A 26471-nucleotide genomic window follows, 5' to 3' on the forward strand; every position below is an offset into this window, starting at 1 on the left:
AATATGAAATCAATAAAAATATATGCACTCACTTTAGGGCTGCTGGCGGTCTTTGCCGGTTGTCAGAACGACGTTGTGAAGCCTTTGGAAAACGACAAGGAAGCACCGGCGCCGGTACGTGATGTTACTTATACAAAGATGTCCGGTTCGGTACTTCTTACCTATACCCTGCCTTCGGATCCGGACTTGCTTTATGTGGCGGCGAGTTACACGAACAAGGCAGGAAAGAAATACGAATTCAAGGCTTCCTACTTCACCAATACATTGCTTGTAGAGGGGTTTGGAGATACGGATACTTATTCGTTGGATGTATATGCCGTGGATCGCAGTGAAAATTATTCGGAACCGGTGAACATACAGGTCGCGGCAGATACGCCTCCGGTGCAGGCTGCTTACGAAACATTGGAGGTGCAACCGGACTTCGGCGGAATGACTTTCTCATTTGACAATGCTTCGAAAGCCGACCTCACAGTGTACGTCTCTACTCCGAATGCAGACAATGAAATGGCCAATGCGGAGACTTTCTATACAGGATTGGCCAAAGCGACTTTCTCTGTACGTGGTTTTCTGGATGTTCCCCGTGATTTTGAGATCTGTTTTGAAGATAAATGGGGAAACAGATCTCCGGTGAAAAAGGAAAACCTGACTCCGATATACGAGGCCGAACTCGATAAGAAGAAGTTTAAAGAAGTTATTTTGCCGGGCGACTTCCCCTGTACTTTCTATGAAAGCAAGATGGAATATATCTGGGACGGACGGGCGGCAGCCGATGGTGACGGACAAACCGGCGCTCATACGGGTATTGAAGAACACGATGGGCCTACCTGGTTCACTTTCGATCTCGGTGTGCTGGTCAAGTTGAGCCGTTTCAATTTGAAATTCGTGCAAGACGATAAGCACTTCTATAATGACGTTTCTCCGAAGATCTATGAAGTCTGGGGATGTGCGGAATTGGATAAATCCGGAAGTTGGGACAGTTGGACAAAACTGCTTCATATTGAGAATGAAAAGCCGTCCGGCCTGCCGGGAAGCGAACTGACCGAAGACGACCGTCTGGCCGCCAAGGAAGGGGATAACGCGAATTTCCCGTTGGATGCACCGCGTGTACGCTATATCCGCATTAAGTGTATCGATAACTGGACTGGTAACTCGAATATGACGTTTACGGAAGTTACTTTCTGGGGAGATGATAAATCGGAAACGAATAATTGATAAATGCTTGAATTATGAAATTGATAGTTAAATATATATCGGCAATAGGAGTGTTGCTTTTGTTGCTTGGCAATTTTTCCTCTTGCACAAAGATGGATGATTATCTGAAGTATACAGATGGAAAGGAAATACTGTATATCGGCAGACCGGAGGCGATGCAGATGCGTTCGGGCAGAGGACGTGTGCAGTTTTACGGTATTCTGATCGATCCGAAGATTACCCGGTTGCGTATCACTTACAACATGGGAAAGGATGTGATCGACCTGCCTGTTCAGCGTCAGGAGGGAGCGGAAGTGTTTACATACGATATTCCGTTGAAAGAGGGTATTTATAACTTTGTAGTACAGACTTTTGATGATGAAGGACATGCTTCCGTACCGGAATCGCTGATCGGTTCTTCTTACGGCTCGATCTATGAGAGCACATTGTACAACCGGGGCATTTCGGATGTGAAATGTGAGAACAACTCTACCACGATTAGTTGGTCTACTGCCGACAGCCATTCTCCGTACGTCCGTATCTGGTATACGGACGTCAATGGGCAGGAACGTATGGTTCAGGTAGAACAGAGTGAACAGGAAACCATTTTAGAGGAGTACAAATCGATGAGTGGTTTCAGAATGAAAACTTACTATCTGCCGGATACGGCTGCTGTGGATATCTTTGACATTGAGGCGAATGTGGAGGCGGATGAAACATTGACGGGGACTGTGATGAAGAATGCTACCGAACCGTTTGCGCGTCAGGATGAGGGGACAGAAAAGAGCGGTGTATTGAAAGATTGGGAATATACTCCTAATCTGCTTACTCAAAACGGCGGTCGTACGGGAACTTTCTATGAGGCTTCTGCCGGTAAGACATTCATCAATATGTCTACTCTCAATTATGACAGTGCCATTGAAAACGGTAAAATCTGGCAAAAGGTGACCTTGCCTGCCGGAACCTATGAATTCTCCTTTAATGTGAATACCTCTAAGGGGAATAATCTGAACCCGTATGGCGCTGTGGTGGTGGCAGATGTTTTTCCGGATACCGATCAGGTAGCGGCTGCCGCTTTGGTTTCTGTCAATTGGGGGCGTACTACCGGTACAAAGACTTTGAGTTTCACATTGGATGAGGAAACAACGCTTTTGTTGGGTTGGGTAGCCAGTATGGGAGAAAAGAGCGCGGATATCCGTATCAATGCCGTTGCTCTGAACAAGATTCATAAAATAAACACGATAGAGAAAGAAGTAGAATAACATTTTAGGATAAGGTATGAAAACAAGGAAACTTTTGATTGCCCTCGTATTAGGTATGGGAACTGCCACCGCTTGGGCTGGGGAAACGGAGGAGAGACCTTTGTATAAAGATTCTCTGGCGCCTATCGAGAGCCGGGTAGAGGATTTGCTGAGGCGTATGACGCTTCATGAAAAAACATTGCAATTGCAAAATAAGCCTGTCGGGAGAATAGATGAGATAGAATCCATCTTTCAAGGGCAGAGCTATGGTTGCACACACGAAATGGGAAAGACTGCCGAAGAGTGTGCGGGCATCTATAATGAATTGCAAAAGTATATGCTTACCAAGACCCGTCTGGGAATTCCTATCCTGACAGCCGTGGAGGGTATTCAAGGAATCCTTCAGAATAATTCGACTCTTTTCCCACATTCCATTGCGCAGGGGAGTACTTTCAATCCGGAACTGATTGAGCGTATGACGGATGCTGCCGGCAAGGAGGCTGCGGCAATGGGAATCCACCAGGTACTTTCACCGGTATTCGACATTGCCCGTGAATTGCGTTGGGGAAGAGTAGAGGAGACCTATGGAGAAGACCCTTTCCTTATCTCGGAAATGGGAATTGGCTTTGTGAAAGGATACCAGAAACATCAGATAACCTGTACGCCCAAACATTTCGTGGCCCACGGAACACCGGCCGGTGGTCTGAATTGCGCTTTTGTCAGTGGCGGTGAACGGGAATTCCGGAGTATCTATCTTTATCCTTTTGCCCGTGTGATTAAGGAGACGAATCCGTTGTGCATCATGAGTTGTTACAGTGCATATGATGGCATACCTGTGTCGGCTTCTCCTTACTATATGACGGATGTGCTGCGTGATGAATTGGGCTTTAAAGGGTATGTTTATTCCGACTGGGGGTCTGTGGACCGGGTGATGACTTTTCATTATGCCGTCCCCACCCGTGAAGAGGCTGCAAAGGTTTCGTTGATTGCCGGTGTGGATCTGGACGTGGATTCGGATTATGAAACGTTGGAGCAACAGGTGAAAGAGGGTAAAATCGATGAAGCTTATATCGATAAGGCGGTTCGTCGTGTTTTGTACGTGAAGTTTGCTTTGGGCTTGTTTGACCGCCCTTATTACGGTGACCCGAAATTGGTGAAAAAGGTGGTTCGCTCGGACAAACACATTGCATTGGCAAAAGAGGTAGCCGACGAAAGCACTATTCTGTTGGAAAATAAGAATAATATCCTTCCGCTCGATTTGTCTAAATATAAATCTATTGCCGTAGTAGGCCCAAATAGTAATCAGACTGTTTTCGGCGATTATTCCTGGACAACACCGGATACCAAAGAGGGTGTGACGTTGTATCAGGGATTGCAGCAAGTGTTGGGTAAAAAGAAAACCATTTTGCAGGCGGATGGCTGTAACTGGTGGAACCGGGCGGATAGTAAAGACATAGAGCAGGCTGTGAAAGCCGTAGAGCAGAGTGATCTGGCTATTGTGGCGGTAGGCACGCGCAGTACGTTTCTGGGTCGTGGCCCTCGTTACTCGACAGCCGGTGAAGGCTTCGACCTTTCTTCTTTGGAGCTTCCCGGAAACCAATCGGAACTGTTGAAGGCTGTCAAGGCCACGGGCAAACCGATGATTGTCGTTTTGATATCCGGTAAGCCGTTGGTAATGAGCTGGGCAAAGGAAAATGCAGATGCAGTGCTGGTGCAATGGTATGCAGGAGAACAGCAGGGACGCTCGCTTGCCGATATTCTGGTAGGGAACGTCAATCCTTCGGGACGCGTGAATGTGTCGTTTCCGAGGAGTACGGGTAACACGCCTTGTTTCTATAATTATTATCCTACGGACCGTGTGCAGCGTTTTGACCGTCCGGGTACCTATGAAGAACCTGCCGGACATTATATTTTTGAACATCCGTATGCACTTTGGGAGTTTGGTTATGGATTGAGTTATACGAACTTCAATTATTCCGGATGTACATTGAATGACTCCATTTACTCCGATCAGAGTACGATTGTGGCCACAGTAGAGGTGGAAAATACCGGAAAGCGGGATGGAAAAGAGGTGGTTCAGCTTTATGTCCGCGATAAGATCAGTTCGGTATCTACTCCTATCAAGCAATTAAAGGCTTTTAAAAAAGTATTTATTAAAGCCGGAGAGAAGAAAAAAGTGACTTTGGAAGTACCGATGTCCGAACTGGCCCTTTACGATGTCCGGATGAAACCTGTGGTGGAACCGGGTGAGTTTGAAATACAGATAGGAAGTTCTTCCGACCGTATTCATTTTAATAAAACGATTCTGGTAAAATAATCGGTCGGTAAGGTTGCTCAAAAGATAAAATCCGGTTCCGGATAACAGAATATCACTTGGGATTTACCCCCTTCACCGCTTTCACCCTTCACTCTGTATCGCCTTGTTCAAGGGGGATACGGGGTGAAGGGTTTTTGCAACCGTGCAAAAGCTGTCCGAACACGGTGCCCGTAGGAGCTAAGGACCGTTTGCAGGATTCGTAAGGACACATCCCGGCGTGCCTTCACCCTGTATCTCCGATGAATAAACCGATTGAGAAAAAAAGTGAAGGGGTAAAAACATACTGAATGCAGCTTATTTTGCAGAATAGATTCTGTTTATGAAAAAGATGTAGCGTCTTTCAGAAAAATTTGCTACGTCTTTGGGGAACTTCTCATACAGTGTTTTGAGTTCTGTTTCGTATTGACATATAGACTAATTGTTAATGGCAATCCTGACCTTTGAACTCAATATTTCCAGTTTGGATATGATATATTAAAGTCCAAAAAGGGGGATCGTAGAAAGCAGGAATAGGTTCTTTGTAAGAAAACCTTTTTTTAGTTTTAGTTTTTGATATAATATTAGGAGGTATTTCTCCATGTAACCAGTAATAAAAATCATTATACTTAAAAAAAACTATAGATTTTTCTGCTGGTATATCCTCAAGACTTAAACAGATCGAATAACTCGTACTGTCTATTGCCTTAAAAAGTATGAAAAAATTTTTCCACTTACTATCTTTCTTTACTCCACATCCTTTTTGAGAAAATAATACAGTGTTTAAATTAGTAATAAAAGTACTGTCAATTTGCAATTCAGGTAATGCGAATGTATGAGTTTTTTGTGTCATATTTGGAGGGGTAAACCTTTCGTTTTTTTGTGCTTGAATTACGGTTACACCTCCAATGAGCAAAAATAAAAAAATCTTTTTTTTAACGTCCATATTGACTCCTTGTTGGTTTACAATAAGTATCATACATGTCTCTAAAAAAGAATCTATCACTAATATAATGATAAATCCAAAAAGAATAGGTGTCGTTATAGTAGTTTATGACAACATTATTGGTTTCTATATAATAAGAAATTTGCTTCTTTTGGTTTGTGTTGATGAATAATGAATTCTTATATCTTTCTACAAGAAACAAATGTCCGGCATATTCAAAGCACTTCTCATCCAATTCTAATCTGGTTAATATTGAACCTATCGCGCGATTTACACTTCATCAATAGAATCGTTAAGGTTACGGGAATAAATGTTAAAAATTAAGTTGGGAGTATAGTAAACACATTGTTGCTCATGTTTGATTATACAATCAAGAATAGGTAGTAATTTTTTATTTTTTTTACTTCCAAAACCTCCAAGTAGGCTGTATGACTGACTGCCTCTAATCTCAATGATAAACAAAGGCTGACTACAGTTAATAGTAGTGAGGAATAGCATATCTTCATATCCATTTTTTATAGATTGATTACCTGTGGAATTTAATTTACCTTTCAAGTTTTTTTTAATCACAAAACAGTATTTACTACGATAAATACTATTTGAAATAATCAATATAAATAACTATCCATCTGTTTTGGCGTTTTTCTAATCCGTAAGTTATCTTTTTTATAGAACTGTTTGTATTCCTTGCTTTGAAACAAACGACCGCATTATTTTCTGTTATAGTTTCTTCTATGTTATAGTCATAATATTTAAAATCGTTTGAGATTTTTTTGTCTTTACCGAGATTGTATTGAAGTTTTATTGTTCTTTTCCAATCCGATTCAGGATTTTCTAACCCTAATTTTGAATATACCTGTATTACATCTATGTATTGTATTGCTTCTTCAAAAGCCAAACTTTGTTCTGCAGATACTAATTTCACCACCGTTACAAATGGGGTTTCTAAAATTGTGGATTTATTTTCGGTACAAGAAAGCATTATCAACGCAGATATAATTATATAAGATTTTAAATGTCTATTTTCCATAATATTGCAAATAAGGTTTAGCAACAACAGATTTTGGCCCCTTTATATTTGTAGCACCTGGTAATGCCATTGTAGCATTGTATAAATTGTTTGGTGCTACAACTCTTGTGTCGTTATATATAAACCTTAAAGCACCTGGGATTTTCACAAACTGGCTGGCATCTAATGTTGGAAATACCTGTTTTAAAGCATTTTCGGCAAATGTAGAACAATTAAAACTGCTAGCATTATATGCTTTTCCCGAATTTGATGTATTAGAAGCATAACCTTGAATTTTTGTATCTTGGTCGTAAGTTGTATTTATCTGCACAATTCCATCAGCAGCTCTGCCTTCAGCACTAACACTTCCACTTCTCAATCCTGTTGGATCTTTTGTTTGTAAATCAGATAAACTATTGATTGTCACCCCTTTCGAGTAATCAGATTTTACATTGCTTTGTAACTCAGTTTTTCCTACAGGACTATTGGGCCACAAATCGTAATATGTCATAGTCCCATCTTTGACCATTTCATAAGTGGGATTTCCTTTACTGTCTAATACGACATTTCCTTTCTTATCTCTGACTTCTTGTTGTTTATAGTTATCAATTGCAATTCCAGCATGTCCAGTTTCGTTATTTCCTGAAAACCAAATCAATAGATAGCTGTCTTTTCCATCTGGATCAATAACATTTACGGGATTATTAAAACAATAGGCATAAGGACTAATACTATAGTACTTTTCAGCATGTGGATCAATCGACATAAATTTTTTCTCATTTGGGTTGAGGATAATTGATTTAAGCACACTGTCGCTCTCATTTAATAAATTCAAAGACAAGGTGTTTTTATCAAACTCAATGCTATGTATTTTGCTATTTGAGTCCGAATTTACTACTTTGAATTTCGTTTCGGGCATTTCAATCATTGATTTTACACTCTGTTCCGGTGCAAAATTGTCATAAGGAGTCTGTGCCAAAGCACTCAACGCAAAAAACGTTATTATGCTCAAAAATAAAATTTGCCTTTTCATAATGTATACTGATTTATGTTATTTCTCTGTATTCAATTTTGTCTGTTTCACTTTTATATCATTGACCATCTTTTCATAATCTTCAGGTTTTATTGTAGAGTAGCCAATTTTCGAAAGATATTGGAACGTGGAATCCATTGCTTCAAATTCTCTCATAAGTTCCGGATAATTAATAATGTCCCTATATCCTTTCAGACCCATATCGATTATTTTACTGTCTAATCGGAATTTTAAATCGTTTCCTTTGTTAGTTTGCAATTGGCTATTGGGATAGTACTGTAAACCAATGCTGTAACATTTCCTGATAAAATCATCTGAATATCTTCCTGTTTTATACTCATAATAATTTAATAGGTCACATATGCAATATGCAACAGATTCAATATCTGACAATGATTTCATAAACAAACCGCTTTCTATAGCAATTTCGGAAACATTGAAGGTTTCCATAATAAAGCTTGATCGTGAAAAAGATCCGGTTGTCATTTCTAAATTCCACCAATTTCCTTTTTCATCCCTGTGCTTTACATAGCAGTGCATAGGAGCAATTGCTATAAATGCCTCTACATTCACTTCATTGGCCAAAATCTTATAAAGAAAAGGTAAGGACCTACAATTGCCTCTTTTGGTTTTTAAAAGGCGTGAAACTAAAGAACTTTCCAGATCTGAATCACTCATGAAATTTTCAAAATCATATTGATACGGTTTGAAGTTATTTTCCGGGATACTATCAGACATATAGGTAAATACAGCCCAATTTCCAGCGGTTTTATATTGTCTTAAATTGCGGTTGTCTATCATTTTATTAAGTATGGGCTTTATTCTCAATATTTCATTGTTATAATCCTCCCAACTCATTTTGCCTTCATAATAAGCATTCTCTACAAGAAAAACCGCCCTTTTAAAACTTAAAGGTTTTTCCCTTTTCAACATCTGGCTTATTTCATTTATAGCAATGTCGAAATGTTTCTGGATATTGGTAGGTACGGGATGAGATAAAGCCTTTTTGTTGGTATGAAAATCTGCCCATTTCTGACCTGAACCGAATGTTTGTGCATTTAATTGCAAAAACACAATAAAAGGCAATATATAAATTAATCTTTTCATATTCTACGAAGTCTATATGACCATAAATTCTTATTCAATTAACTTTATAAATTACATTGTTTTTTTTATATCATGGGCATTTCATAATGAATTTATGTTGTTAGCAAAATTAGAAAAAAATATGAAATAAAATAGTGATTACATCATATTTTTTAAAAACTTCTATTTCAGTTACTTATTTGCTGAGTAAATTCCACTATGTGAAAAGAGAAGAAATTGTGCGAGATGAATTTTATATTGAATTCTGATTAAAAAAGTTAGTGCCCCTGCACTGCCGGAGGGCAGATACAGGGGCACAGGATACTAATGAAGAATTTTTATAAGATAGTACTTTCTCTTGACGGATTTTCTTATTGGGCACTAACCTCTATGATGCGGCTGCTTAAATCTTGTCCTGTGAACAGGCCGAGACCTACCGTCATCAGGTATTCTCCGGAATAAACCTGATCATTTCCTCCCAAGCTGGGCCATGCGCCCGGCATCAGGTTGATCTCTTTCACTTTATACATTCTGTTAGCTTCCAAGCCTTGCAGACGTACCGGAAGCAGCCGTTCTCCGTAGCGCGGATGGATATCGAAAGCAAATACGACTGCATTGCTTTTGTCCTTGCTGATGTACATGGAAGAGGTATGTTCGCGTTCACCTTCATAAGGAGATACGAGACGATAAAGGTCACCCTCTAAAATAACGGGTTTCAGGCGATTATATTCCTGTACGGCTTGGCGGCAATACGTTTGTTCGTCGTTTGTCAGATCATCCATTTTGATGTCGAACCCTAATTTGCACATCATGGCTACGTCGGTACGGAATTTGACACTGGTTTTCTTGTTCCATGTAGTCACGTGTGCACACAGGGTTTTGCTGGGGAATACCTGTGAGAATCCCCATTGGATGAACAGGCGTTCGATCGGATCGGTGTTGTCACTTGGCCAGAATTCTGTAAAGTACTTCAATGCCTCGAAGTCGGAACGTCCTCCGCCACCGGCGCAGAGCATCATCGGCAAGTTCGGATATTTGGCTTTGACGCGTTCAAGCACTTTATAGAGTCCGCGCACATAGTCTATATATAGATGTGTTTGTTTCCCTTTCAGGTAGGTTGAATAAATGTTGGTGATGGGGCTGTTGCAATCCCATTTAAAGAAAGCGATATCCGGATATTTTGTCATCAGTTGGTCTACTACGCCGAATACATGGTCTTGTACGGCCGGATTACTGAGGTCGAGTACCAATTGGTTGCGGAAATAATATTCTTCGCGATTGGGGAAACGAATCACCCAGTCTTTATGTTTTTCATAAAGTTCACTTTTAGGATTTACCATTTCCGGTTCGATCCAGATACCGAACTTGACTCCTTGTTTCTTTGCTTCGGCAGTCAATTTACCGATGCCGTTAGGCAGTTTGTCGGCGGTTTCCGTCCAGTCGCCCAAACCTTGATGATCACTGCTGCGCGGGTATTTATTGGCAAACCATCCGTCATCCAGCAGGAACATGTCTACACCTAAATGTTTGGCTTCGCCGATAAGAGCAACTAATTTATCTTCGTTGAAATCAAAATAAGTAGCTTCCCAGTTGTTGAGCAGCGTCATGCGTGTTTCGTCTCCGGCTTTCACCTGATAGCGGCGCGCCCAGTCGTGGAAATTGCGGCTGGCCTGTCCTTTACCGTTCAAACTATAGGTAAAGTAGAAATCCGGTGTACGGAACACTTCATTCGCCGGCAGGCTGTATTCCGATGCATAAGGGTTGATACCACTGATAACGCGCAGATGATTCTGATGATCTACTTCGAAAGTAAAACGGAAGTTACCGGTCCATCCTAAAGTACCTACCAATACCTCACCGGCATTTTCTTCCGATGGATTATCCAGCGATACCTGGAAGAAAGGGGATACGAACATGTTGGCGCGTGCACCTAATTTGGTGTCGATTACTTTTTTACCGTAGGCCAGTTCGCGTTCGGTGACATTGGCTTCGTGTGACCAGTCACCGCTAAATTCCGTCAGGAAGTATTTATTGCGGTTCAGATGCAACATGGATGAAGCATACTTCTGCAAGCTGACCGGTTTTTTTTCTTTGTGGCTGATTTCGCTGAATGTCTTGATGATGTTTTCGGCGGGATAGGCCACATAATGCAGTTTGACGGTGATCGGATACTGGTCGTCATTCAGAGTGATGACCGTTTCGGTAGCACCGTCTGCCAATTTTTGGCTGCTATGTGAGGTGTATTTCAGCAATGTCGAAGGATTGCCGTCATTGTGTACGATGTGCAGGGCCGGTTCATAATAATCTTCCAGACCGTGTGTCAGATAACCCTCTGTACCTTGGGGCAGATGACGGATGTCGGCTTCGTTGTGAAGTCGTTTCCCCAGATAGGATTGATAGAGCCGGCCGTTATCTCCTACGCGGAAAATAAGGCTGGTAGTTGCCGTCTCGATTTTTATTACTGGGTTATCTGCGGCATGGATGATGCCGGAGAGGCAGAGAAGTCCTGCCAGTAAAATCGCTTTTAATTTCATGGTATAAATACTATTTAGTTTGTAAATGAATTCTGCTGTTTTATTCATATTGCAAAGTAATCGGGTTTTTCTGCACAGGGAAATAGAGAAAAATACTTTGAATATGGATTATTTTGCTTTATTCATGTTATTCCGGAAAAACAGACAGGTATACAGTACGCCCCGGATAAGGCAAAGTTAGCCGTTTTGGAAGTTTTATACTGTTGTAAATTTGGCAATAAATGAGACTTTTGTAGCAATAATGCTGCATGGAAAGCACGTGGAGAGGGATTTTCTACATGTGAGCTATATTTTGCGTCATTTGTTAGATGAATGATCCGGCATAAAAAATGCACAGAGGTCACAGAGTTTACCATCTTTTGATTGTAACTCTGTGACCTCTGCACATTTCTGACGGGCGGACGGACCGGATCTTATTCTTTACTCTCTTTGGCTTTGAATGCCAATGCATAGAGTCGCATTTGTTTTACCATCGAAAGCAATCCGTTGCTCCGGGTAGGAGACAGGTGCTCTTTCAATCCTATTTTGTCTATAAAGTAAAGGTCGGCATTCAGAATCTCGTCCGGAGTATGCCCCGAAACGACTTTAATCAGTAGGGCTATGATGCCTTTTACGATCAGCGCATCGCTTTCGGCTTTGAATATAACTTTTCCGTCCACCTCATCCGCCTGCAACCACACGCGGCTTTGGCAACCTTCAATGAGGTTTTGCTCCGTTTTATATTTCTCATCGAGCGCTTCTTGCTCGTTTCCTAAGTCGATAAGTAATTGATAGCGGTCCATCCAGTCGTCGAAATCACTGAATTCCGCAATTACTTCGTCTTGTAATTCATTAATTGACATAGTTATAATATTTTGGTGGTCTTTCTTTCAAGAACCTCTCCACAGGAGAGGGGATCAAAGATGCTTTATGATTACCATCCGGTTACAGATCCAACTTTACTCCCTCTCCCACGGAGAGGGTCGGGGAGAGGCTTCCCCTCTCTTATTTCTCGTTGTAAATGACTCCCATCACCGTTTGTCCCACAGCCTTGAGGGTATTCCGGTCAATGTTGTCCATATCATCTTTGATTGTGTGCCATGTAGGATCGAACGAATATTCTCCTTCCGGGTCACAAGGGATGATGTCGATCGTCTTGATTCCGGCAATTTCGTTGATGAACAGGTGGTCGTCTGTAGCACCCCCCATTACTTCATCGATGAAATATTTCCCGTATCCCAATTCGTTAGCCTTTTTCCAGACTTTCCGGTTGACGTCTTTGGCATATTTTTCAGAATAGGCTTCGCGATAGAAAGTAGGTTGCTGGCCGCCTACCATGTCGAGCAATATGCCGAAACGGGCGTTATACCCCGGCACATGCGGATTACGTGCCCAGTATTGTGATCCCAGACACCAGGAGTCCTCCTGATGCTTGCCGCTGGCCTGGTGCGTGCCGTAGTCTTCGGCATCGAGGAAGATGATATCGATACCGAGTTCGGGTTGTTGCTGTTGAATCTGACGGGCTATCTCAAGAAGTACTCCTACACCGCTTGCACCGTCATTGGCTCCTAAGATTGGCGTATAGTGGTTCTTTTTATCCGGATCATTGTCTGCCCAGGGACGGGTATCCCAGTGTGCAAAGAGGGCGATGCGCTTTTTATTTTCCGGCTTATAAGAACCGATAATGTTGCGTGCTTTCAGCAGGGTACCGTCATAGGCGATAAGATCGGCATACTGGTTGGTAACCGTAGCACCGAACTTTTCCAGTTGTCCGGCAAGATAGTTGCCGCAGGCCACATGCCCTTTGCTGTTGGGCACACGCGGTCCGAAATCGACCTGTTCTTTTACATATTGATAGGCACTGTCGGCATCGAACTGAGGTGCCTGTATGGTGGCTACGGTCTCTTTCGTCATTTCGCTTGCTTTATTCTTGTTGCCGCAAGAAGAAAGTGACAGTGTGAAAAGTAATAATAACCCCACTAATGACATGATATAATTCTTTTTCATTTTAAGTAACTGTTGTATTATATCGGCAAAAGTAATGATTTTCACTGTAGTTTGCTTCTGCGGACATGGTTTATTAACAAATGAACTTTAATTCTGTTGCTTTCTTGCCGACATTCAATTCTACTTCCGCTCCGTTGATCAGAGGAAGATTGCGGGTGACGTGCCCTACCGGAAAGTCAAAACAGACCGGATAATCGTACTCTTTTACCAGATCGGCCAGTGCGGCGTATAGCTCTTTCCCTAATGAACGGTCTTCTTCATATTCCGTGAATTGACCGATGATGAGTCCGGAGAGCTTTTCAAGTACCCCTCCTAACTTCAAATTATACATCATACGCTCTATGGCATGCGGGCGTTCGCTGATGTCTTCGATAAACAGAATGCTGCCTTCGGGCGGAATGTCGTAAGGAGTGCCGCGCAATCCGTAAAATACGGCCATATTCCCCCCTCTCAGAATCCCCCTGGCGGTTCCTTGGCGGTTCAATTTGTGTTTCGGACAGGAGTATTCCGGTAACGTGCCGCTTAGAATATTTTTCAGATGCAGAGAACAGGGATCGTCTTCGGGTTCTACTGTCAGATGCCGTGCCATGGGGGCATGCAAAGAAGCAAAACCGTTGGATTGAATCAGATTGTGCAATGCTGTGATGTCACTGAATCCTATCAGCCATTTGGGGGATTCGCGAAAGAGGGTGAAATCCAGTGCCTGTACGAGGTGTACCGCACCGTATCCGCCACGACTGCAGAAAATGGCCTTTATCTCCGGGTCATTCATCATGCTTTGGAGGTCGCTCAAACGTTGCTTGACGGTTCCGGCATATCTACCGGAAGCACTGCCGGCGTGTTTGCCCATAATCACCTTCAGTCCCCAGGATTCCAATCGCTTTTTCGCTCCTTTCAGAAATGATTTGTCTATCTTGCTCGATGGAGAGACGATGGCGACTTTATCGCCTTCGTGCAAATAAGGGGGAAGAATCAGGCTGTTCATATGTTCGGTTATTTTTGCAAATGTACGTATTCACCGGATTATGACATAAGTTTTTAAAATAATTTTTCTTTCCATGACAAAATGTTATATAAACGCGTTATTTTTCTCCCTTACTATGCTGTATTTCTCAATCATTTTTCTGATATTTGCTAAAAATCTAACGTTATGGAACCTATTAGAACTTTCGATCAGCTGACTTCCCATCTGAAAACACTGAACCGACGCAAGAGAATTGCGGTAGTATGTGCCAATGACGCCAATACGGAATATGCCATAGCCCGTGCTCTTGAAGAAGGAATTGCCGAGTTCCTGATGATTGGTGATTCGGCTATTCTTGAAAAGTATCCGACTCTGAGAAAATATCCGGAATATGTAAAGACGATCCATATGGAAGATTCGGATGAGGCGGCCCGAGAGGCGGTGCGTATTGTCCGTGAAGGCGGTGCGGATATTCTGATGAAAGGTATTATTAATACGGATAATCTGCTTCATGCTATTTTGGACAAGGAAAAAGGGCTGCTACCCAAAGGGAAAGTGCTGACGCATCTTGCGGTCATGCAGATACCTACTTATAATAAACTGCTGTTTTTTTCTGATGCTGCCGTTATTCCGCGACCTACTTTGCAGCAACGTATCGAGATGATCTGGTATGCCATTCATACTTGCCGTTCTTTCGGAATAGAGCAGCCGCGCATCTCTCTTATCCATTGCACGGAGAAAGTCAGTGCCAAATTTCCTCATTCCCTGGACTATGTAAATATCGTCGAGTTGGCGGAGGCTGGTGAATTCGGTAATGTAATTATTGACGGTCCGCTGGATGTCCGTACTTCTTGTGAACAGGCAAGCGGTAGCATAAAGGGAATTGTTTCTCCTATCGACGGGCAGGCGGATGTACTGATATTCCCTAATATAGAATCGGGCAATACGTTCTATAAGTCGGTTTCCCTTTTTGCCAATGCCGATATGGCGGGACTGCTGCAAGGTCCTGTTTGTCCGGTTGTATTGCCCTCGCGTAGCGATTCCGGTCTGTCTAAATATTATAGCATGGCGATGGCCTGCCTCACCTGTAAATAAACAACTTATGAAGATTCTTGCTATTAATCCCGGTTCTACCTCGACAAAGATTGCCGTCTATGAAGACGAAACGCCGTTGCTGGTTCGAAACATCCGACATACGGTAGAAGAACTGGCTGTTTTCCCGGAGGTGACCGATCAGTTCGAATTTCGTAAATCACTTGTGCTTACCGAATTGGAGAAGGAGGGCATTCCTTTCCGGTTTGATGCCATTATCGGTCGTGGCGGTTTGGTGAAACCTATTCCCGGCGGGGTGTACGAGGTGAATGAGGCCATGCGGCAGGATACGCTTCATGCCATGCGTACGCATGCCTGTAACTTGGGGTGTCTCATAGCTGATGAGTTGGCTTCCATGCTTCCCGGTTGCCGTGCCTTTATAGCAGATCCCGGTGTAGTGGACGAGATGGATGAGATTCCTCACATTACAGGCTCTCCTCTGATGCCGCGCATCACCATCTGGCATGCGTTGAATCAACGGGCGATTGCTCGTCGGTATGCCCGTGAGCATCATACGAGATACGAAGATCTGAACCTGGTGATTTGCCATCTTGGCGGTGGAATTTCCATCGGTGCGCATGAACATGGCCGTGCCATCGATGTGAATAATGCGCTCGACGGTGAGGGGCCATTCTCACCCGAACGTGCTGGCACGCTTCCGGCAGGACCATTGATCGACCTTTGTTATAGCGGGCGTTTCACAAAGGATGAATTAAAGAAACGCATTTCCGGTCGTGCCGGGCTGACAGCCCATTTGGGTACGACCGATATTCCCGCTATCGTGGCTTCTATCGAAAAAGGAGATCAAAAAGCCGAACTGATATTGAATGCCATGATCTATCAGGTAGCCAAAGGTATCGGTGCGGCGGCTGTTACCCTTTACGGCAAAATCGACGCTATCCTGTTGACTGGCGGAATTGCCCATTCCGAGTATGTAGTTTCCCGCCTCACGGCACGCATCTCTTTTCTGGCACCGGTGCATGTATATCCGGGTGAGGATGAGTTGGAGGCTTTGGCACAGAACGCATTGGGAGCTTTGCGGGGAGAATTGCCGGTTGCTGTTTATGAGTAGAATAGTTTGTTGAGCATTTGGTGTGCTGCGGTGAATCCATTATCTTTGAAACGTATTATAAATGTTATGATTATGCAAGATATAATAAACGGACGTTGCGGTTGGTGCGGAACTGACGAACTGTATGTGAAATACCATGATCAAGAGTGGGGGAAATTGGTGACCGACGACAAGACGCTGTTTGAGTTTCTTGTATTGGAGGGTGCGCAAGCCGGATTGAGCTGGATAACGATCCTTAGGAAACGGGAGGGATATCGCAAGGCTTTTTGTAATTTTGATGCCGGGTTGGTGGCACAAATGACCGATGAAGATGTAGAGCGGTTGATGCAGTTTGACGGCATTGTGAAAAACCGTCTGAAAATCAAGTCGACCATCATCAATGCAAGGCTGTTTCTCGGCCTGCAAAAAGAGTTCGGTAGCTTTTATGAATATACATTGTCATTCTTTCCCGACAGGAAACCGATTATCAATACTTTTCGTTCATTGAGTGAGATTCCTGTATCGTCTCCCGAATCCGATGCTATGAGCAAGGATATGAAAAAAAGGGGATTCAAATTCTTCGGGACGACCATTTGCTATGCTCATTTGCAGGCTTCGGGGTTTATCAATGATCATCTGGCGGACTGTTTTTGCCGGAAAGGATAAATCACGATATAACTTTCACAATAACCATGATATACTTATGCTATGGTCGAGCACTATGGTAATGAGTTGTTGATGATAGAGTATACTTGACATTAGGATAGTAGATGATGCATGAAAACATCCGGATGTTGTGGTGTACAACATGGGGATGTTCTATTTCAAAACATGGGGATGTTTTACTTGAGAACATGGGGATGTTCTGCTTCTGAAAATATATATTTATCAACAGCAGGAAGGTATGTGCTTTGTCGGGAGGAATATATGGGACTGCTCTCCTTAATTTTGTATTTTGATTCTAATTTCTCCTTATAAACCCTCATTTGGCATAATAGAACTATTAAATGGCTTAAATCTTGTATTCAGAAAGAGAACTTCGGGCTATTTTTGTGCAAATTTAAAACTAAAAACATAGCACGATGAAGAAACTTTTATTTTTCTCTTTTTTATTAATCTCTTTTGTGTCTGTATCTTTTGCTCAGTGGAAACCGGCTGGAGACCGTATTAAAACAAAGTGGGCCGATGAGATAAATATAGCTGAAGTGTTACCGGAATATCCCCGGCCGATAATGGCTCGCGATGACTGGAAAAATCTGAACGGTTTGTGGGATTATGCAATTACGGAAGTCGGTAAACCGGGGATACCTACCAGCTTTGACGGACAGATTCTGGTTCCTTTTGCGGTAGAATCTTCTCTTTCGGGAGTAGGAAAAACGGTAGGCGCAAAGAGAGAGCTCTGGTATCGGCGTACATTCAGTGTGCCGCAGGCATGGAAAGAAAAGAAACTACTGTTGCATTTTGGTGCTGTAGACTGGAGAACTGACGTGTGGGTAAATGATGTGAAGGTTGGTAGCCATACCGGAGGTTTTACTCCGTTTTCTTTCGACATAACGACAGCAATGAACCGTAAGGGTGATAACAAGCTGGTTGTAAAGGTATGGGATCCGACGGATGACGGCTATCAGTCTCGTGGAAAACAGGTAAACCGCCCGGAAGGTATTTGGTATACACCGGTCACCGGAATATGGCAGACAGTGTGGCTGGAACCCGTGGCCGGTCATTATATCACCAATTTGCGTATTACACCCGATATTGACAGGAATCAGTTATCTGTGAAAGTCTTGACGAATAAAATCGATGCTTCGGATTTGCTGGAAGTGAATGTATTCGACGGAACTCGTCTGGTGGCTACCGGAAAAAGTGTGAATGGGGAAACGGTGGATATTGCCATGCCTGCCGACATGAAATTGTGGAGCCCTTCTTCTCCTTTCCTCTACACGCTGAAAGTGGCATTGAAGAATGGAGGGAAGATTGTGGACGAGGTGGATAGTTATGCTGCCATGCGTAAATTCTCTACCGGACGCGATGCCAACGGGATTGTTCGTCTGGAATTGAACAATGCACCTTTATTCCAGTTTGGTCCCCTCGATCAGGGCTGGTGGCCGGATGGTCTGTATACGGCGCCTGCCGATGAGGCTTTGCTGTATGACATTCAGAAAACCAAGGATTTCGGTTATAATATGATCCGTAAACACATCAAGGTGGAGCCGGCACGCTGGTACACCCATTGTGACCGTTTGGGCATTATCGTATGGCAGGACATGCCGAGTGGTGATCGTGGTCCCGAATGGCAGAATCGCAGATATTTTGATGGTACGGAGAATAAGCGTTCGGCAGAGTCGGAGGCTTGTTACCGCAAAGAATGGAAAGAGATCATGGATTGTCTGTATTCATATCCCTGTATCGGTACATGGGTGCCGTTTAATGAAGCATGGGGACAGTTTAAAACACCGGAAATCGCCGAGTGGACGAAACGGTATGATCCCACCCGTCTGGTGAATCCTGCGAGTGGCGGTAATCATTATACTTGTGGTGATATGCTCGATCTGCATAATTATCCGGCTCCTGACATGTATCTCTATGACGGGCAACGGGCCAATGTGTTGGGTGAATATGGCGGTATAGGATGGGTTGTGAAAGATCATATCTGGGAACCGAACCGTAACTGGGGCTATGTTCAGTTTAATTCATCGGAAGATGTGACGAATGAATACATTAAATATGCCAATCAACTGTATGACTTGATTGCACGCGGGTTCAGTGCAGCCGTTTATACACAGACTACTGATGTGGAAGTAGAGGTGAACGGGTTGATGACTTATGACAGGAAGGTTATTAAGCTGGACGGGAAGAAGTTGAAGGCTATCAATGGGAAACTGGTAGATTCATTGAATCAATGATGAGGATATCGATTTTTTTATTTGTGAGATGTTCGGGAAGGTTTTAAAAATCGAGTTGCTCTTGCTGTAACATTGCGGTTATAAGAGTGATTTGCTTCGAATCTTTCAAGCGTTTGGATTCTGATTTTTATGAAAATAAGTTACCGGCAGTCTTAAAATACGAAGGAGTAAAATCTCACGATCTTACTCCTTCCAATCTTCTCCTTACAACACTAAACTAATACGGAGAAAACACCATTAATCAAAGTCTTTATGTTTGGGCTTTTTAGAAGTTATTTTTGCCTGCATCCCACCATAAACGGGTACCGCCGTGATCCGGACCTCCGAGAGCTTTCTTTAGGAGATCGTATTGTACGGGATCTTTATCTGCGTCGTCCGTAGAGAAAGGCAGACGGCGTATCATATCATTCGTATCGATGGTGCCGCCACTGTTGTTTGTTTGTACCTTAAATAGTTTAGGATAACCGGTACGGCGTTGTTCGCTCCATGCTTCGTAACTTTCGGGCCAGCAAGCCAACCATTTCTGAGTAATGATTTGCTCTAATTGTCCTTCTTTTCCGGCAGTATCATTCCATTTAGGGGAGATGGTGATAAGAGCTTTCATATCTTTTCCACCACTGGCAGGAACCATTTCTTTATAGTCCGACGGTTTTTTATCGCTTGCCAAATAGTTGGTTGCATCACCCACACCCCATTGGGCAAATGAAGTTTTTATACCTGTTTCATAACAGGTTTTGGGAGTTTCGTTGCTGAACCCACGTAAAGCGGCTTCTGCACGGAGAAACCAGACTTCGGCAGCTGTCATCAGAATAGCCGGAGTCGTTTCGCCGCCGGCCGTATTGAGAGCTGAATATCCACCGTAATAATTAGGATCGCCCTCTTGCATGAATACACCTTGCGGTATTCCTAACCATTCATTTTCATATCCTTTTAAAGTTGCCTTGTTATACCATTTTTCCCGACGGGGATCTTCGTAACCATTGAGCACGGAGGCCATGGTAGCACCCATATACGCTTCGCCCCAACCGCCGATCGCGATGAGCGGATTGGTATAGCCATGTCCGGAAACTTGGATGATTTCATTGGCGGCTTCAAGTACTCCGTATGGATTTGCCAATGCTTTCTTAGCTTGGATTTCGGCATTTGTTTTATCTACGTTGGATATACGCATGGCCAGGCGGAGACGCAGGGAATTAGCGAACTTGATCCAGCCTTTTATGCTTTTGGCATTCAGCATGTCGTTGGCGTTGAGTGAAAGGTCATCACCTCCGTTTTTCAGATATTTGTCCATAGCATCGATTCCCTTGTCAAGGTCACTGAAGAAAGCGGCATACGCTTCTTGCTGTGTATCTACGGAATTGACTTCACCGTTTCCGAATTTGCTGTACACTACAGGGCCGTAAGTGTCCGAGATGCGGTGCATAAGCTCGACTTTCAGAATTTGGGTCAATCCATAATAGTGAATGGCTTGTTCTACGCCTTCACTGTTCAGCTCGGAAGAGTGGACTACGGGAAATATGTATTTATAAGTATAATTCCAGGCTGCATTCGTCCATCCGGTATTGATTTTATATACAGAATTTTTGTCATTGAACTTCGAAACCTGATCATGGAAATAACCGGAGAACATATCGTGCTGAAGAGCCTGAGTGATCTGCCAGGGCCAATTGATTCCGTCGCCCCAGTTATACTGAAAGTAAATACCGGATTGAATGATTTCGAGAGGCATCGTGTATTTTTGATAATCGTACTCTTTTACTTCGTCATTGAAGGCGCCTTTTATTTCATTGTCCGATTCGAAATTATCGGTACATCCGGAAAAACCGATCAAACTTCCTATGAGTAATGCTGCAATATATTTATATCTTTTCATAATGATCTGTGGATAAAGGGTTAAAATGTAAATTTTACGTTGAAACCGATGTTACGGGTGGTGGGCATACCAAAGACATCGATGCCTTGATTGTTGTTTCCTACCGACAGGGTGGCATCCGGGTCGAACGGTGCATCTTTGTAGAAGAAGAACAAGTTGCGGGCTACCAATGAGAGGTCGATGCCTTTAAATACTTTTGTCTTTGCCAACAATGACTGCGGAAACGAATAGCCGAGCGATAATTCGCGTAAACGGATATTGGTTGCATCATACATATAGTATTCGGAAATACCGTTACGACCACCTGTTGTACCGTAGAATCCTTTGACGTTCTCGAATCTCTGGCCTTGATATTCTACGTAGCCGCGATCACGGGCTTCTGCTGTTTCCTTAGTTACCCCGCGTGAATCGAGATCGGCCTGCGTGAGTGACATAACATCTCCTCCGATACGGGCATCGATCAGGAAGTAAAGGCTGAATCCTTTGTAAGTAAAGGTATTGCTCCATCCCAGCATGCAGTCCGGGTTACTGTTACCCAAAAGGTCTTGGTTACCGGTTTTCCCGATTGGAGTGCCGTCGGCATTGGTTTGAATGGTACCGTCTGCATTGCGGGCAAATGCGTTTCCATAGATGTCACCCAGCTTGCCGCCTTCCTTGATGCGCATTTGGTAAGCCATGGAGAAACCTTCTTGTCCATAGCTGAATTGGGTATAATCGGGATGGAGGGAGATCACTTCATTGCGATTGGCCGATACATTGATAGCGGTTTTCCAACGGAAATTATCATTCATAAGAGGTGTGGCATCGACTGTCAGTTCGAACCCTTTGTTCCGGATTTTTCCGGCATTGACATAGCGGTATGCAAAAAGCGAACCGGCCGGGTTGGGCATTCTCAACAATTGGTTCTTCGTGTCTGTCTGATACCAGGTGAAGTCGATACCCAGGCGACTGCTGAAGAAGCGCCATTCTGTTCCGAACTCGATGGAATTGCTTATTTCCGGTTTTAAGTCGCCACGCTGCTCGGTATCATTGACTTGGATGGTACCTCCTGCCTGAATGATATCGGCCGGATTGGTGATTCCGATCGGAAGGTCGTTACCTACCTGTGCCCATGAACCTCGGATTTTACTGAAAGAGATCCAATCCGGCATTCTCAGACTTTTGGATAAAATCCAGGTAAGCCCTACTGACGGATAGAAGAATCCGGAGTTCATGCTGTTGGTATGTGCTAAAGTGGAAGACCAATCGTTACGGGCAGTAATGTCCATATAGATTGCTTCGTCCCAACCCAACTGGGCGGTTGCAAATACCGATTGGGTCGTTCTTTTGGAATCGATCTCTTGCGTTATGCTCGCCTTTGAAGAGGTCACGACATTGGCTACGGTAAATACGTTCGGACGGTATAGAGAAGCCGTCTTGGAGTCTATCATCAATGAGTTGACTGTGCTGACGTTGATACTTGCACCGATTGCACCGTTTATGGAGAACTTGTCGAATGTCTTGTTGAACATGGCCATTGCATCTCCGTAGAGCAGCAACTGCTGGTTGTCCGACCACACATAGCGTCCGTTCATTTTACCTTCGTATGTTCCTGCAATATTCGGTGAGGTGGATGCATACATTTTGTTTTCAAATTTATCGCTTACGTAGTCTACATTACCACGGGCTTGGATGGTCAGCCATTCCGTAGCTTCCACACTTGCGGTCAGGGCAGCCATGGCACGATAGCGTTTATTGTTGTTTGTAACCCGGTTTTTAATCCAGTAAGGATTCTGATCCCATTCGCTGATAGTACCGTCTTCATTGGTGACATACCAGTTTTGGAGATTCATGTTACGGTCGGTGTCGTATGTTTCGAAGCTGTCCCGGTAGGGAGCCATATCCATACCACGGGGGAAACCGTATACATTTACCAATGGGTTGAGGTAATAACCGCCGGATGACGGGCTGTTCTTGATGGTTTGCGTCATCAGATTGGCATTTCCATCCAGTTTCAAACGTTCGTTGAAGAAGTTTGCCGTTTCTCGCAAAGTAAGATTGTGTTTTTGCAATTTGTTGGAATCGATGATACCTTTGGCGGTAGTGTTCGCATAAGAAAAATAGGTCTGCATCTTTTCGTTTCCCGTCATGATGGATACGGAATTCATAGCAGTGATGCCGTTGTTAAAGAAATTTCCGGCATTATCATAATCGGTGAGAGACGCTTGGTTGCCCCAACTGCTTGTCCCGTTTTCCAGGCGTCCGTAAGAATTTTGAAATTCGGGCAGGCTGATGGCATGATCTACGGTCAGATTGGAAGAATAAGTAATGCGTTGCATACCGGCTTTCCCTTTTTTGGTCGTTATCAGAATAACGCCATTGGCAGCTTGTGAGCCGTATAGGGCGGCTGCGGAGGCTCCTTTTAGTATATTCATACTTTCGATGTCGTCCGGGTTCAGATTGGAAATACCGTCACCGGCATCCCGGTTTACACCGTCGTTCTCGCCACCCATTACGGTAGAAGTCGATTCCGTACTGTTGTTCAGCATGGGGACACCGTCAATGACATACAACGGCTGGTTGTTGCCGGTAGCGAAAGCCGAACGGGCACCACGGATGGCCACTTTAGCCGATCCACCCAAACCGGCGGCACTTTTGGTGATCTGTACACCGGCTGTTTTTCCTGCCAGGGCATTGATCATGTTCGGATCTTTGGCCCGTGTAAGTTCATCGCCGCCGAGCTGCTGGGTAGAGTAAGTCAAAGAAGCTTCTTTTTTCTTGATACCCATTGCCGTAACTACTACGGTTTCGAGGGTGAGTGCTTCTTCTTCTAGCTTTATGTTGAAATTCCTCAACCCGTTTACACTGATTGTTTGTGGCTGATAGCCTACATAGGTGACCACCAGAATGGCGTCGGCAGGAACGTTCAGGCTGAAATTGCCATCTATATCGGTGATTGTACCGTTGGTGGTGCCTTTCTCCAAAATGTTGGCGCCGATTATCGGTTCGCCTTTTGTATCGGTTACTATTCCTTTGATAGCAAGCTTGTTTTGTTGTACGGATGCTGTATCTTCGTTATTTCTGGTAAGAACAATGTTGTGTCCTTCCATGACATAATGGATACCTGTGCCTTCGAACGCTTCATCCAGTATTTCTGATACGGCTTTATTTTCTGCATCGACAGTTACGGTGCGTTTGGTATCCACATTCTGTTTATTGTAAACAAACAGATAATCGGTCTGTGATTCTATTTTGGATAGTAACTCACTTACCGTCAAGCTTGAGCGGGGGATACTGATTTTGGCGCTTTGAGAGTACCCGTTTTCGCTGTAGACCTGGAATGTTACGAACAAAAGAAAGAAAATAGTAATCTTCATAGTAAGTAATATTTGCTTGAATGCTAAACTTTTTGGGCATAAATGCCCTTTCAAAGAAATTTTTCTCATATCTTTGTAATGTGTTAAGTTAATAAATTGATTAAGGTCGATTTTTGACTGTTTCGAATCGGAAAGTATGGGGGTACTTTCCGATTCTCTTTTTTAGAGGATAAATGGATTTTTTATAACTTCATGTGCATTCTGGTTTTTAAAGGGTTAGTACTAAATTAAAGGTTTTATTGAGCTCTTTTTTTCCTATTCTATGGCTATGCTATCTCTTTCTTCGTTGATGTGATAAGTGAATTTATGATCTTTTTGAATCACTCGGAGGATATGTTCGATGCCGTCTTGCTCTTTAAATTTGCCGGTACAATGGTAATCTAATAATTTCGGATTATTGACGGTAATCTTTACATTATAGTATTTTTCCAACTTAGAGAACATGCAGCTCAGAGGGGAGTCGTCGAAACAGTACAGGCCCTCTTTCCATCTCAGATAGTCGTAAGAAGGAAGGATTTTCTTTTGTGCTTTTCCGTTATATAAACCGAAAAATTCTCCTTTTTCCAGGCGGGTGATCGGTTTTTCCCCTTTCAAGGTATAGATGTCGACTATACCCGTTACGAGGGTCGTTTCAAATTCGTTGCTTCCGTTATAGGCACATACATTAAAACTGGTGCCTACCACACGTACTTTATTCGTTTCGGTATTGACGAAAAAAGGAATCTTTTCGTTCTTGCTAACTTCAAAATAGGCTTCTCCGTCCAGCAGGACGTTTCTTTCCTGGCGTCCGAAGTTACTGGCATAAGTCAGGGTCGATTGAGAGTTCAACCATACCTTGGTTCCGTCTGCCAGTGTGATTTGTGCGCGTTGCCCTGCGGGCACTGCAACTGTTTGCAGTTGGGCGGATTTATTATACCGGTAATCTTTGAACAGAAGGCCGCTGCCGAATAAGATTATCATTACTGCGGCAATACGGGCTGTCCATTGCAGTATTGGCAGGATGCGGGTTTTTCTTTTGAGACGCTCGGATTGTTTTTCTTCGGAGAAGAGGGCGATGTCATAAAGCATACGTTCTTTTTGAAACGCTTTTCTGTTTTCATCGGAGGCGTCTACCCAATCAAGGATTTGCTTTTCTTCTTCGATATTGGCATTCCCTTTAAAATACTTATATAATAGATCTTGGTTCATAAGGTTTTTTGTTTCTGTTATTATAGGGAGAGGTCTTTCTTCCCCCTTCTATAATAATAACAGGTTACCCTAAGGTTACCCTAACGGAAAAAGAATCTTTTTTTAAAAAAGAATAGAGATCAGGTAATCTTTTAGTTCGGTACGTAGTATTTTTAGGGCTTTGGTGATATGGAACTCTACACTTTTGATGGAGATGCCGAGTTTTTCAGCTATCATTTTGTTAGGGTTGTTTTGATAGCGGCTCAATATGAATATATCCCGGCTTTGTTCCGGCATTTTGGTGAGTGCTTTGCGGACTATATGTTGGATCTCTGTGTTGAAGATCGTATCCGGTTCGCAGGCTTCAAGGGTAGATATGCGTAAGTTCAGTTCTCTTTGCCGGTGGGTGTTGATGTCGTCTTCCGCACGCAGACGTACTTGTTCGTGTGCGAGATAGTTTAAAGCCCTGTTTTTGATAATGGTTAGTAATAGCGCTTGTAGATTGGAATCATTTTCCCATTTATCGCGGTTCTCCCAAAGAGCAATCATTGATTCCATCAGTATATCTTCGGCCTCTGTCTTATTTCTGATATAGGAATAAGCGAATGATAGAAACTTGGCCTGGTTCTCTTGAAAGAACCGGGTGAAAGTATCCATGGTATGAAGATGGTTGCTCTGAGACATTAACTGGTTTTAAAGGTTTTTTCTTTTTCTTATAACAAAGCAACGTATTCTTTTTGAGAAAA

Annotated in this window: 20 protein-coding genes; 7 read left to right on the forward strand and 13 right to left on the reverse strand. The window is 43.3% G+C overall.

What is annotated here, in order from left to right; genetic code table 11:
* Positions 1 to 3 precede the first annotated feature (3 nt).
* Genes HMPREF1532_RS10530 through HMPREF1532_RS10540 form a run of 3 tightly spaced genes read left to right on the forward strand, consistent with a single transcriptional unit; the run spans position 4 to position 4749 of the window.
* Positions 4 to 1212, forward strand: a complete 1209-nt coding sequence (locus HMPREF1532_RS10530) for a DUF5000 domain-containing lipoprotein (protein WP_005928800.1) — start codon at positions 4 to 6, stop codon at positions 1210 to 1212.
* 14 nt (positions 1213 to 1226) lie between these two features.
* Complete coding sequence (locus tag HMPREF1532_RS10535; RefSeq protein WP_005928803.1) at positions 1227 to 2453, forward strand: DUF4998 domain-containing protein; 1227 nt, start codon at positions 1227 to 1229, stop codon at positions 2451 to 2453.
* A gap of 16 nt (positions 2454 to 2469) precedes the next feature.
* Positions 2470 to 4749 (forward strand): glycoside hydrolase family 3 N-terminal domain-containing protein, encoded by a 2280-nt coding sequence (locus tag HMPREF1532_RS10540; protein ID WP_005928806.1) that lies wholly within the window; start codon positions 2470 to 2472, stop codon positions 4747 to 4749.
* 421 nt (positions 4750 to 5170) lie between these two features.
* Here the strand turns inward: HMPREF1532_RS10540 and HMPREF1532_RS10545 are convergent, their stop codons facing one another.
* The 9 genes from HMPREF1532_RS10545 to HMPREF1532_RS10585 all read right to left on the reverse strand — a co-directional run bounded on the left by HMPREF1532_RS10545 (position 5171) and on the right by HMPREF1532_RS10585 (position 14304).
* Positions 5171 to 5671: a hypothetical protein gene (locus HMPREF1532_RS10545; protein WP_148301702.1), complete on the reverse strand. Its 501-nt coding sequence runs from the start codon at positions 5669 to 5671 to the stop codon at positions 5171 to 5173.
* Between the two features lie 270 nt (positions 5672 to 5941).
* Positions 5942 to 6226 (reverse strand): hypothetical protein, encoded by a 285-nt coding sequence (locus HMPREF1532_RS10550; RefSeq protein WP_224203521.1) that lies wholly within the window; start codon positions 6224 to 6226, stop codon positions 5942 to 5944.
* A 40-nt stretch (positions 6227 to 6266) separates the two neighbouring features.
* Entirely contained in the window at positions 6267 to 6701 is a 435-nt protein-coding gene (locus tag HMPREF1532_RS10555) for a hypothetical protein (RefSeq protein WP_224203520.1), read from the reverse strand.
* Positions 6691 to 7713 carry an RHS repeat-associated core domain-containing protein gene (locus HMPREF1532_RS10560; protein WP_005928816.1) on the reverse strand — a complete coding sequence of 341 codons (1023 nt, stop codon included), beginning with the start codon at positions 7711 to 7713 and terminating at the stop codon, positions 6691 to 6693. The genes HMPREF1532_RS10555 and HMPREF1532_RS10560 overlap by 11 nt, the downstream gene beginning before the upstream one ends.
* An 18-nt stretch (positions 7714 to 7731) precedes the next feature.
* Positions 7732 to 8820, reverse strand: coding sequence for a hypothetical protein (locus HMPREF1532_RS10565; RefSeq protein ID WP_005928819.1), 1089 nt, complete (start codon positions 8818 to 8820; stop codon positions 7732 to 7734).
* Between the two features lie 350 nt (positions 8821 to 9170).
* On the reverse strand, positions 9171 to 11333 hold the full coding sequence (locus HMPREF1532_RS10570) for an alpha-galactosidase (protein WP_005928821.1): 2163 nt from the start codon (positions 11331 to 11333) through the stop codon (positions 9171 to 9173).
* A gap of 413 nt (positions 11334 to 11746) precedes the next feature.
* Positions 11747 to 12175, reverse strand: coding sequence for a SufE family protein (locus tag HMPREF1532_RS10575; protein WP_005928823.1), 429 nt, complete (start codon positions 12173 to 12175; stop codon positions 11747 to 11749).
* Between the two features lie 142 nt (positions 12176 to 12317).
* The gene (locus HMPREF1532_RS10580) at positions 12318 to 13319 is read right to left on the reverse strand and encodes a M20 family metallopeptidase (RefSeq protein ID WP_025819471.1); all 1002 of its coding nucleotides are present in this window, start codon (positions 13317 to 13319) and stop codon (positions 12318 to 12320) included.
* 73 nt (positions 13320 to 13392) lie between these two features.
* Positions 13393 to 14304 carry a S66 peptidase family protein gene (locus tag HMPREF1532_RS10585; RefSeq protein WP_005928829.1) on the reverse strand — a complete coding sequence of 304 codons (912 nt, stop codon included), beginning with the start codon at positions 14302 to 14304 and terminating at the stop codon, positions 13393 to 13395.
* Between the two features lie 165 nt (positions 14305 to 14469).
* Here HMPREF1532_RS10585 and HMPREF1532_RS10590 point away from each other — a divergent pair, with 165 nt between their 5' ends.
* The 4 genes from HMPREF1532_RS10590 to HMPREF1532_RS10605 all read left to right on the forward strand — a co-directional run bounded on the left by HMPREF1532_RS10590 (position 14470) and on the right by HMPREF1532_RS10605 (position 19329).
* The gene (locus HMPREF1532_RS10590) at positions 14470 to 15378 is read left to right on the forward strand and encodes a phosphate acyltransferase (RefSeq protein ID WP_005928831.1); all 909 of its coding nucleotides are present in this window, start codon (positions 14470 to 14472) and stop codon (positions 15376 to 15378) included.
* Positions 15379 to 15385: 7 nt separating this feature from the next.
* A complete protein-coding gene (gene buk, locus HMPREF1532_RS10595) occupies positions 15386 to 16447 on the forward strand; it encodes a butyrate kinase (RefSeq protein ID WP_005928833.1) in 1062 nt (353 codons plus the stop codon).
* A 72-nt stretch (positions 16448 to 16519) separates the two neighbouring features.
* On the forward strand, positions 16520 to 17092 hold the full coding sequence (locus tag HMPREF1532_RS10600; protein WP_005928835.1) for a DNA-3-methyladenine glycosylase I: 573 nt from the start codon (positions 16520 to 16522) through the stop codon (positions 17090 to 17092).
* A gap of 416 nt (positions 17093 to 17508) precedes the next feature.
* Entirely contained in the window at positions 17509 to 19329 is a 1821-nt protein-coding gene (locus HMPREF1532_RS10605; RefSeq protein WP_005928837.1) for a glycoside hydrolase family 2 protein, read from the forward strand.
* 265 nt (positions 19330 to 19594) lie between these two features.
* On the opposite strand, the gene HMPREF1532_RS10610 is transcribed toward HMPREF1532_RS10605, so the two are convergent.
* The 4 genes from HMPREF1532_RS10610 to HMPREF1532_RS10625 form a co-directional block, all read right to left on the reverse strand.
* Positions 19595 to 21202, reverse strand: coding sequence for a SusD/RagB family nutrient-binding outer membrane lipoprotein (locus HMPREF1532_RS10610; RefSeq protein ID WP_005928839.1), 1608 nt, complete (start codon positions 21200 to 21202; stop codon positions 19595 to 19597).
* A gap of 20 nt (positions 21203 to 21222) precedes the next feature.
* The gene (locus HMPREF1532_RS10615) at positions 21223 to 24627 is read right to left on the reverse strand and encodes a TonB-dependent receptor (RefSeq protein WP_005928842.1); all 3405 of its coding nucleotides are present in this window, start codon (positions 24625 to 24627) and stop codon (positions 21223 to 21225) included.
* A 186-nt stretch (positions 24628 to 24813) separates the two neighbouring features.
* Positions 24814 to 25746 (reverse strand): FecR family protein, encoded by a 933-nt coding sequence (locus HMPREF1532_RS10620; protein ID WP_005928845.1) that lies wholly within the window; start codon positions 25744 to 25746, stop codon positions 24814 to 24816.
* A gap of 102 nt (positions 25747 to 25848) precedes the next feature.
* Positions 25849 to 26409, reverse strand: coding sequence for an RNA polymerase sigma-70 factor (locus HMPREF1532_RS10625; RefSeq protein WP_005928848.1), 561 nt, complete (start codon positions 26407 to 26409; stop codon positions 25849 to 25851).
* Between the last annotated feature and the right edge of the window lie 62 nt (positions 26410 to 26471).

It is taken from the genome of Bacteroides salyersiae WAL 10018 = DSM 18765 = JCM 12988 (assembly GCF_000381365.1).
GTDB classification, from domain to species: domain Bacteria; phylum Bacteroidota; class Bacteroidia; order Bacteroidales; family Bacteroidaceae; genus Bacteroides; species Bacteroides salyersiae.

Bases quoted from the DNA above. Each gene is read 5' to 3' on its own strand.
- HMPREF1532_RS10530 (WP_005928800.1), top strand. From the start codon at position 4: ATGAAATCAATAAAAATATATGCACTCACTTTAGGGCTGCTGGCGGTC.
- HMPREF1532_RS10535 (WP_005928803.1), top strand. From the start codon at position 1,227: ATGAAATTGATAGTTAAATATATATCGGCAATAGGAGTGTTGCTTTTG.
- HMPREF1532_RS10540 (WP_005928806.1), top strand. From the start codon at position 2,470: ATGAAAACAAGGAAACTTTTGATTGCCCTCGTATTAGGTATGGGAACT.
- HMPREF1532_RS10545 (WP_148301702.1), bottom strand. From the start codon at position 5,671: ATGGACGTTAAAAAAAAGATTTTTTTATTTTTGCTCATTGGAGGTGTA.
- HMPREF1532_RS10555 (WP_224203520.1), bottom strand. From the start codon at position 6,701: ATGGAAAATAGACATTTAAAATCTTATATAATTATATCTGCGTTGATA.
- HMPREF1532_RS10560 (WP_005928816.1), bottom strand. From the start codon at position 7,713: ATGAAAAGGCAAATTTTATTTTTGAGCATAATAACGTTTTTTGCGTTG.
- HMPREF1532_RS10565 (WP_005928819.1), bottom strand. From the start codon at position 8,820: ATGAAAAGATTAATTTATATATTGCCTTTTATTGTGTTTTTGCAATTA.
- HMPREF1532_RS10570 (WP_005928821.1), bottom strand. From the start codon at position 11,333: ATGAAATTAAAAGCGATTTTACTGGCAGGACTTCTCTGCCTCTCCGGC.
- HMPREF1532_RS10575 (WP_005928823.1), bottom strand. From the start codon at position 12,175: ATGTCAATTAATGAATTACAAGACGAAGTAATTGCGGAATTCAGTGAT.
- HMPREF1532_RS10580 (WP_025819471.1), bottom strand. From the start codon at position 13,319: ATGAAAAAGAATTATATCATGTCATTAGTGGGGTTATTATTACTTTTC.
- HMPREF1532_RS10585 (WP_005928829.1), bottom strand. From the start codon at position 14,304: ATGAACAGCCTGATTCTTCCCCCTTATTTGCACGAAGGCGATAAAGTC.
- HMPREF1532_RS10590 (WP_005928831.1), top strand. From the start codon at position 14,470: ATGGAACCTATTAGAACTTTCGATCAGCTGACTTCCCATCTGAAAACA.
- buk (WP_005928833.1), top strand. From the start codon at position 15,386: ATGAAGATTCTTGCTATTAATCCCGGTTCTACCTCGACAAAGATTGCC.
- HMPREF1532_RS10600 (WP_005928835.1), top strand. From the start codon at position 16,520: ATGCAAGATATAATAAACGGACGTTGCGGTTGGTGCGGAACTGACGAA.
- HMPREF1532_RS10605 (WP_005928837.1), top strand. From the start codon at position 17,509: ATGAAGAAACTTTTATTTTTCTCTTTTTTATTAATCTCTTTTGTGTCT.
- HMPREF1532_RS10610 (WP_005928839.1), bottom strand. From the start codon at position 21,202: ATGAAAAGATATAAATATATTGCAGCATTACTCATAGGAAGTTTGATC.
- HMPREF1532_RS10615 (WP_005928842.1), bottom strand. From the start codon at position 24,627: ATGAGAAAAATTTCTTTGAAAGGGCATTTATGCCCAAAAAGTTTAGCA.
- HMPREF1532_RS10620 (WP_005928845.1), bottom strand. From the start codon at position 25,746: ATGAACCAAGATCTATTATATAAGTATTTTAAAGGGAATGCCAATATC.
- HMPREF1532_RS10625 (WP_005928848.1), bottom strand. From the start codon at position 26,409: ATGTCTCAGAGCAACCATCTTCATACCATGGATACTTTCACCCGGTTC.